Below are 6,941 nucleotides of genomic sequence, written 5' to 3'. Positions count from 1 at the left end.
AACTTTATTTATCTAAATCACATTATTAAGGTTTCGAGGCTTAATCGTGAAAGTCCAATCTTTATTTACTAAATCAGAAAAGGTATAGGTGTCGTTATCTATATTTGCTTTTACGATATAAGTTCCTGCATTGATAGCAGAAGTACATAATTCATTCTGCTCATTATAATAAGACAATGTGAAATCACCAATGTTTTCAGTATTTGTTAATGAAGCGTCTTTGGAATGCCCATCATATACTAAATTTCGGGGTGCAGCAAAAGTAAAGTTTATAGGTACGAAGGTATTATCTTTTTTATTAAAATAATAGGTCTGTGTTGTATCTCCGACAGAAATAGTGTGTGTTTTACCGGTTAGCCATGCGTACAGGTCCTTATCATTTACATGATTATATGTTCCCCAGTCATCACCATCTATCCTTATTACTTTTTTTTGAGGATTAGAAATAGTACAACAGTAAACCTCACCTTGGGCGTTTGCTGGGGAACTGGATACGGAAGAGGCTTTTACAGAACCGCCATTAATAATAATACCAGAGTTTTTACCGCCGATATCAGTTCCACGTGCGGAAGATGCAGTTACTGAGCCACCATTAACAGTAATATTATTGCAAGAGCCGTAATAGCCGCCACCAATTCCGGCACTATGCCAAGATTCAGCATTTACGGAACCACTATTAATGGTAATATTATCGCAAGAGCCGTCATAGCTGCTACCGATTCCAGCACCATACACACCACTAGCTTTTAAGCTTCCTGTAGTAGCGTTTGAAGCACTGGTTATTATGAGCTGAACTTTGTTATTTTTCTGTAAACCAGCAGAGTCTTGATCAGTTGTTATAAGGTTATTTTTGCCTGTTAAATATATAGTAACTTTAGCCTTAACAATATCAGCTATTTGCAGTGCCGGACCAGCAGATGTTTTGATATTTACGTTATCAAGATAAATGTTGATGTTGTCTTGCTCTGAAGTATTCTTTCCATCAACCACAATTCTATTTGCCGTTTCCTGATCATTACTGCATGTAAATTTGTAATCTCCTGCCGAACTTATAGTATAGTCTTCAGTACTATTGATTAAGTCAATTTCTTTAATCTGTGTATTTTCCGCAGCAGCCATTGCCTCATCGGGGGCATCATTAAACTCAGGAGCCTCTTCTGAACTGAATACAGACAGTTCCTCATCTGTCTCTCCTACTGCTTCCTGCTCCTCATTGGTAAAAATCTCCGGCGTTTCTTCCTCAGACACTATATCCGGATTTCCGGAAGTAAATTCCCCCGCAAATATAGTCTGGGGCATATTGGTGGAACACAGTGCAAGTGCCAGAATCCCGGCTAATAACTTTTTCTTCATACATTCACCTCTCCTTTCTTTATACATGATCTTCTGCATCTTGACTCTTTTGTCCTCTGTTTCTGAATTTGATACATAATGCGGTAATCACGACTGCCACAGTAAAGGAAATGACAGCCACCAACACATAGCCGCCTGCGCCTTCATGCAGCAGAATTGTGCCGTACATTCCCGTGGCGTTTATTGGCTGGCTTTGCATAATCTCCATTGCCCCCACAAGGGACAGGAACAGCAGGGTACACAGAACAGACAGACGGCAGACTGTGCGCCGCTCCTGGCGGCGGTGGTATTCATGCATTCGTTTTTTTACCAATTCGATACGCTTTTCTGTATCATACATGCCTTCCATCCTCCTTTCACAAAAAAGTCCTAAAAAGTCTTTCACTTATATAGGTACAAAAAAAGCGAAAAACTCTCACCTGAAAATCAAATTTTTTTAAAAAAATTTGAGAGCTGCCGAAACAGCTCCCAAAAGCGGAAAATCAGGTTATATTATTGTATCGAACTGCGGAAAATCAGTTTTCCCGCTGTCAGGATCAGTACAGGCAGCAGATAAGCAATATACTGTGCTGCACCGCCGTAGGCGATCAGGAGATTATAAATTGCATGAAAGGTGATTGCCGCTCCCAGCAGGCCGCAGGTTCCGGCAATCTTCAGCCATGTTCTTTGCCACACATATGCAAGGCCGCCGCCGACAATGGCTCCACAGATCACATGCATGGCTCCAGTCCCAATACCACGGAAGAAAATAAAAGAAAAATGTCCGGCTCCGTTTTGGATCAGATAGCAGACATTCTCAAATGTGGCAAAGGAAAGGGCTGTGATCACAGCGGCATTTTTGATTCGCTCCGCTTTTGGCTCAAATATCAGCAGATAAAAGAGCAATGGCAGAAGTTTCATCACTTCCTCCACCACCGGGGCGATCTCTGTGGTAGCTGCAAAGGTGTCCGCTCTGTAAAGTGCAGCGAAAAAGGTGTTGATGTATGCGGAAAGCAGACATGCCCCCATCCCGGCAAAGCAAAACAGAAAGAATTTTCTCTGCCGCTTTCCCATACACAGCGCGGCAATCAGCAGGGGCGAAGCCATGCAAAGAAATACATTTTCAATATATGTCATGCCTGCACCGCCTTTCTTGTGGCTGGCAGCAGCGCAAACAGGCTGCCTGTAAGCAGAAGATCAAACCAGCAATAGGGAGCGGAAATGGAATAGCCCGGCCACAGGCAGCCAGAGATCCAAAGGACATACTCCACCGCCACATAGCACAGTACCCCAATGTGGAAATACCGCATCTTACACGCTGTTCCCGTCTGTATCTGTGCATAAGCAAGACCCCGGATGGAATGATAAGAAACAACGATCATCATGCCACACCAGAGCAGATTGGAGAGAACATCCCCAAAGGTGCAGTAAAACACACAAAGCGGAATACCAATCAAAGGGGCAATCAGGGCTTTTCCTGTCAAAAATCTTCTTTCCCCAGCAGAAGAAAGGGTGTATTGCAGAAGATAAAGGAAAATCACACTGGCTACCCAGCCGAACTCTGACACATAAAAGACCTGCGGCGTTTCAGAAAACAGAAGCAGATACAGCGTCCAGTAAAGAGAGCCAAGGGCAAAGCAGCCGTAAAAACAGGTCAGCAGGAAACAGGTCTGTTTTCGATCTTTCAGATACCAGATACCACTCAGACAAAAGCCCAGCAGGGTGACAGCGAATTGAAAAAGATTACTGATCAGCTCCATCCCCATTGTCCCCCTTTTGTTCCTCCGTCTGCTCCTCTTTGTTCAGCTGGCGGATGCGGAAGCACAGAATAGTCACGCAAACGCCGAGGATAAAAGCCAACAGTCCGATTACCATATATCCCAGTGCGGTGCCGCCGCCTAAAATTGTTGCTGCCGTTTCAAATCCGGAAGAAGTACCGGGCGCAATCTGTCCGGCAATACCTGGCATGACAAAGGAAACCCCAACGATCACTGCAAGGCATGCCGCTATGCAGAATGCGGAGACAATCTGTCTATGCCGCAGTCTCTGCCGTCGTTCTTTTTCCCCAATACGCCGTTTTACCTCAGCAATTCGTTCCTCATTTTTCAACATCTGTAATACCCTCCCGTTGCAATAATCCGCGTAAACGCTCTTTTCCCCGGTACACCATATTTGTGATCTGCTTCACACTTTTTCCCATGACCTTAGCAGCCTGTTGGTAGCTCATACCCTCAAAATAGGTCAGATAAAGAGCCTCCCGATAATCTGGATTTAACTCGTCCATGCAGAGATGCAGGATCTGATTTCGTTCCTTTGTGCGGATGACCTCCTCCACCAGTGTCTGCGCCTCCGGTTCTCTGGTCAAGTCGTCAAGACTGAAGATAATCCGCCGTCTGCTTTTGTGGCGTAAAGCCTTGTGCCGCGCCGCTTTATAGAGATAAGCCTTAAAACATCCATCCCGGATGCGGGGCTTTTTCGTAAACAGCCAGGAAAAGGTTTCCATCATTAAGTCCTCCGCTTCGTGGACATCATGCAGATAACCATCGATGTATAAGGTCAATGGGTCGCCGTATTTTTTTATCAATAGTTCAAGTCCTGTCTCGTCACCGCTCAGATATTGCCCATAAAGCTCTTCATCAGTAGCCATACCGTTCAATTCCTTTCCCTATATTACTCCTCTGTTGTCAGGTGTAATCTCCTGGCTTCTTTCCTTCGTTCTTTTAATAAGCATAGTATACTTTTGTTTACAAAATACGTCAATTGTTTATAGCAATTGTACAAAATAATGAGAGCCACGGTCTGCACTCTGATTCAGAATACAAGACGTGGCTCTCCTGATCATAACCAAGCTCTGATAATTCATCAGAATAGGCATCCATTTTATTCCTGTGTGATGCCGGTTACTTCATAGCCGGCTTCTTTGATTACTTCGCGGATCTTATCCTCGTCCAGTTTCTCCGGAGCATGGATCACTGTGGTTCCTTTTTCGTGGGAGGAAACTACATCTTCCACTCCAAATGCCTCTTTTACTGCCTTTGTCACATGTGCTTCACAATGTCCACACATCATTCCTGTTACGTTTACTGTGATTGTTGTCATTTCTTTGTTCTCCTTGTTTTCTTTTATATTTTCCTGATCTTTTAGATCATGAATTTCACTGTTGCAAAAGTCTGTATTCTCTGCTTTCAGACTTCTGTTTTCTGTTACATTTTTCATTTTTGTATTATCTGAAATATAATGGATTTCTTCCACATTCTGTTTTATTTTTCTGTCTCTGGAAGCATCATGTACCTTAAAGAAATTCAGTCTCAGTGCATTGGTTACCACACAGAAACTGGAAAGGCTCATGGCTGCTGCACCAAACATGGGGTTCAGTGTCCATCCGAAAATCGGGATCCATACACCGGCTGCCAGTGGAATACCGATCACATTGTAGAAAAATGCCCAGAAAAGATTCTCATGGATATTTCTCAGTGTCGCCCGGCTTAAACGTATGGCAGCAGGTACATCACTGAGCCGGCTCTTCATTAATACCACATCTGCGGCATCAATGGCAACATCTGTTCCGGCACCGATCGCAATTCCGATGTCTGCTCTGGTAAGTGCAGGGGCATCATTGATTCCGTCTCCCACCATGGCAACTTTTCCCTGTTCCTTCAGAGAACGGATCACATTCTCCTTGCCATCCGGAAGAACACCTGCAATTACATCATCCACTCCTGCCTGTGCTCCGATTGCTTTTGCTGTATGTTCATTATCACCGGTAAGCATTACTACCCGGATTCCCATGTTCTGCAGTTCTTTTATTGCCTGAGGGCTGTCTTCTTTGATAACATCTGCCACTGCGATCATACCGAGAAACTTTCCGCCTTTTGCAAAAAGAAGTGGTGTTTTTCCTTCTTCTGCAAGTTTTTCCGTCTGTTTCATCAGTTCCGGTGATACAGAGGTTTCATTGCTGATAAATTTCATATTTCCGCCTGTAAGCACGTCACTGTTTAATACTGCACGAAGGCCGTTTCCCGGAAGAGCCTGAAAATCAGAAACCTCCTGCAAGACAGTCTTTTTCTCCTCTGCTCTGGCAATAATAGCTTTCGCAAGAGGATGTTCACTCTTCTTCTCAAGTGCATAGGCACAGCCTAAAAGTTCTTCCTCTGAGATTCCCTCTGCAGGGACCATATCTGTCACCTGCGGTTCACCCTTTGTGATAGTTCCTGTCTTATCTAATGCAACAATCTGGATCTTACCTGCTTCCTCCAGGGATACTGCTGTTTTAAACAGGATTCCATTTTTGGCCCCCATTCCGTTTCCCACCATGATGGCAACCGGTGTGGCAAGTCCAAGAGCGCAGGGGCAGCTGATGACCAGAACAGAAATTCCTCTGGCAAGTGCATATCCGAACTCTTTTCCTGCCAGCAGCCAGACAATGGTGGTGACAACCGCAATACTGATAACTGCCGGAACAAAAACTCCGGAAACCCTGTCTGCGATTTTGGCAATAGGTGCTTTTGTTGCAGCCGCATCACTGACCATCTTAATAATCTGGGAAAGAGTGGTGTCCTCGCCTACCCGGGTGGCCTCACATCGGATAAATCCGGACTGGTTCACGGTTGCAGCAGAGACTGCATCTCCCGGATTCTTGTCAACAGGAATACTCTCCCCTGTAAGTGCAGCCTCATTGACAGCACTGTTTCCCTCAAGGATCACTCCGTCCACCGGAATGTTCTCACCGGGACGTACCACAAAAACATCACCTTTTCGGACCTGTTCAATGGGCACCGTAACTTCCTGTCCGTCCCGGACAACAACTGCTGTCTTAGGTGCCAGCTTCATCAGACCTTTCAGCGCATCTGTTGTCTTTCCCTTAGATCGAGCTTCCAGCATTTTTCCAACTGTGATCAGGGTAAGGATCATGGCTGCAGATTCAAAATAGAACTCCATCATGTAATTCATAACTGCTGCCGAATCTCCGTCCACCTGTGCTCTTGTCATTGCAAAAAGTACATAAACACTCCACGCAAAAGATGCCATGGAGCCAAGTGCTACCAGGGTATCCATATTTGGTGCACGATGCCACAGACTCTTAAATCCGCTGATAAAAAATTTCTGGTTAATGACCATAATGATTCCGGCAAGAAGAAGCTGAACCAGTCCCATGGCAATATGATTATCATGAAACCATGCCGGAAGAGGCCAGCCCCACATCATATGTCCCATGGAAAAATACATCAGCACCAACAGAAAGCCTACAGATGCGATCAGCCTTCGTTTCAGTGCCGGTGTTTCATGGTCTTCCAGTGCTTCCTCTGCCGCAGAAGCAGATATCTGTTCCCCGGATGTTCCCTTTAAGGACGCTCCATAACCTGCATCCTGTACAGCCTTGATGATTGCACCTGCACCGGCAGTTCCCTCCACTCCCATGGAGTTGGTCAGCAGACTGACCGAACAGGATGTCACACCCGGAACCTTGGATACGGCCTTCTCCACTCTGCTGCTGCAGGCTGCACAACTCATTCCGGTTACATTGTATTGTTCCATTTCTATTCCTCCTCATAACTTTCTGGCTTACGATCCCTGATCTGATATCTGCAGATTGCTCCCTGCTTTACAGC

At 45.2% G+C, this 6,941-nt stretch carries 7 protein-coding genes; all 7 read right to left on the bottom strand.

The features are described 5' to 3' along the window. Positions 1–12: 12 nt before the first annotated feature. The 7 genes from H8Z82_RS12620 to H8Z82_RS12590 all read right to left on the bottom strand — a co-directional run bounded on the left by H8Z82_RS12620 (position 13) and on the right by H8Z82_RS12590 (position 6,867). Positions 13–1,353 (bottom strand): hypothetical protein, encoded by a 1,341-nt coding sequence (locus H8Z82_RS12620; RefSeq protein ID WP_186995304.1) that lies wholly within the window; start codon positions 1,351–1,353, stop codon positions 13–15. Positions 1,354–1,372: 19 nt separating this feature from the next. Next, positions 1,373–1,693 (bottom strand): hypothetical protein, encoded by a 321-nt coding sequence (locus H8Z82_RS12615; RefSeq protein ID WP_243176474.1) that lies wholly within the window; start codon positions 1,691–1,693, stop codon positions 1,373–1,375. Positions 1,694–1,845: 152 nt separating this feature from the next. Next, positions 1,846–2,469, bottom strand: a complete 624-nt coding sequence (locus tag H8Z82_RS12610; RefSeq protein ID WP_186995302.1) for a PrsW family glutamic-type intramembrane protease — start codon at positions 2,467–2,469, stop codon at positions 1,846–1,848. Further along, positions 2,466–3,092, bottom strand: a complete 627-nt coding sequence (locus tag H8Z82_RS12605) for a hypothetical protein (RefSeq protein WP_026076964.1) — start codon at positions 3,090–3,092, stop codon at positions 2,466–2,468. The genes H8Z82_RS12610 and H8Z82_RS12605 overlap by 4 nt, the downstream gene beginning before the upstream one ends. Further along, the gene (locus H8Z82_RS12600) at positions 3,076–3,444 is read right to left on the bottom strand and encodes a DUF4179 domain-containing protein (protein ID WP_186995301.1); all 369 of its coding nucleotides are present in this window, start codon (positions 3,442–3,444) and stop codon (positions 3,076–3,078) included. Before H8Z82_RS12600 ends, H8Z82_RS12605 begins: the two co-directional genes overlap by 17 nt. After that, positions 3,431–3,979 carry an RNA polymerase sigma factor gene (locus H8Z82_RS12595; RefSeq protein WP_243176473.1) on the bottom strand — a complete coding sequence of 183 codons (549 nt, stop codon included), beginning with the start codon at positions 3,977–3,979 and terminating at the stop codon, positions 3,431–3,433. Before H8Z82_RS12595 ends, H8Z82_RS12600 begins: the two co-directional genes overlap by 14 nt. 233 nt (positions 3,980–4,212) lie before the next feature. Next, complete coding sequence (locus H8Z82_RS12590; protein ID WP_186995300.1) at positions 4,213–6,867, bottom strand: heavy metal translocating P-type ATPase; 2,655 nt, start codon at positions 6,865–6,867, stop codon at positions 4,213–4,215. Positions 6,868–6,941 lie beyond the last annotated feature (74 nt).

This window comes from Blautia difficilis (assembly GCF_014297245.1).
Lineage (GTDB): Bacteria > Bacillota > Clostridia > Lachnospirales > Lachnospiraceae > Blautia_A > Blautia_A difficilis.
This window is presented reverse-complemented; position numbering and strand designations above follow the sequence as displayed.

Coding starts and splice junctions, on each gene's coding strand:
- H8Z82_RS12595 (WP_243176473.1), bottom strand. CDS start 3,979: ATGGCTACTGATGAAGAGCTTTATGGGCAATATCTGAGCGGTGACGAG.
- H8Z82_RS12600 (WP_186995301.1), bottom strand. CDS start 3,444: ATGTTGAAAAATGAGGAACGAATTGCTGAGGTAAAACGGCGTATTGGG.
- H8Z82_RS12590 (WP_186995300.1), bottom strand. CDS start 6,867: ATGGAACAATACAATGTAACCGGAATGAGTTGTGCAGCCTGCAGCAGC.
- H8Z82_RS12620 (WP_186995304.1), bottom strand. CDS start 1,353: ATGAAGAAAAAGTTATTAGCCGGGATTCTGGCACTTGCACTGTGTTCC.
- H8Z82_RS12605 (WP_026076964.1), bottom strand. CDS start 3,092: ATGGAGCTGATCAGTAATCTTTTTCAATTCGCTGTCACCCTGCTGGGC.
- H8Z82_RS12615 (WP_243176474.1), bottom strand. CDS start 1,693: ATGTATGATACAGAAAAGCGTATCGAATTGGTAAAAAAACGAATGCAT.
- H8Z82_RS12610 (WP_186995302.1), bottom strand. CDS start 2,469: ATGACATATATTGAAAATGTATTTCTTTGCATGGCTTCGCCCCTGCTG.